The sequence below is a fragment of the Thiohalocapsa halophila genome, from assembly GCF_016583825.1.
GTDB classification, from domain to species: domain Bacteria; phylum Pseudomonadota; class Gammaproteobacteria; order Chromatiales; family Chromatiaceae; genus Thiohalocapsa; species Thiohalocapsa halophila.
Window position 1 is genome coordinate 1 of record NZ_NRRV01000223.1, and the last position, 952, is coordinate 952.

Below are 952 nucleotides of genomic sequence, written 5' to 3' on the forward strand. Positions count from 1 at the left end.
AAGCTGTACCTTCCATTGATCCTGCTCGCGATCCTATGGGCTATTTCCATCCACACCGTCACGGCCTTTTTGTTTTCCGCCAACAGCGCCCGGCCCTTCTGGAACACCTCGATCTTGGGGCCGCGCTTTCTCGCATCGGCCTTCGCGTCGGGTCCAGCCCTCATCATCGTCGCCCTCCAGGTCGTGCGCGGCCTCATGCGTTATCCGGTAAGCCAGAGCGTGATCGACACCTTGGCGTTGATCATGGCGATTTCGCTGCAAATCAACCTGTTCTTCGTGATCGCCGAGCTCTTTACCCATTTTTATAACGAAGGCGCGCATGCCGCATCATTACGGTATCTGTATCTGGGACTGAACGGCTTCCACGCGCTCACGCCTTGGATCTGGACGGCACTCGGACTGAACCTGATCGCGGTAGGCATGCTGATGATTCACCCATTGCGGCGCCACGTGGTGACCCTGAACCTCGCCTGTGGACTCACGATACTAGGTATATGGATCGAAAAGGGCATGGGCATGGTCGTCCCCGGCTTCATACCAACACCTCTGGGAGAGGTCTTCGAATATTCCCCGACTCTGTCGGAAATGCTCATTGCGCTGGGAATTTGGGCCCTCGGCGCCCTGATCTTTACGCTGCTGGCCAAGGCGGGAACCGCGATCGAGTCGGGGCAGGTCCGCGCCTGAGCCGCTCTGTCGGTCGCGAGCAGTCGTTTGCTGCAGAAGAAGGAAGCACTCAGAGAACAGACCGCAGCTGACCCAGATTCCCGCAGAACAACTCACCAAGAACCGAAGCCGAGAAGACGGTATTTGCCTCATCAGCCGCGTGAAGCCAGTAAAACTTCAAAGCGCTTGAATCATCTGCGCCAATCTGCGAAACCTGCGGCTCAACGACGCCTTTCAGGCTCAATCCATCCCATCTCCCGCCGCCAAGAGCCCGTCGACCCGCGCCAGG

General features: G+C 58.2%; 2 protein-coding genes. One reads left to right on the forward strand and one right to left on the reverse strand.

The window, feature by feature from the left end; genetic code table 11:
* On the forward strand, window positions 1-684 hold a 684-nt coding region (gene nrfD, locus CKO31_RS26120; protein ID WP_200243852.1), incomplete at its 5' end, for an NrfD/PsrC family molybdoenzyme membrane anchor subunit.
* 49 nt (window positions 685-733) lie between these two features.
* On the opposite strand, the gene CKO31_RS26590 is transcribed toward nrfD, so the two are convergent.
* Window positions 734-952, reverse strand: a 219-nt coding sequence (locus CKO31_RS26590) for a hypothetical protein (protein ID WP_207148131.1), incomplete at its 5' end; no start/stop codon positions are given.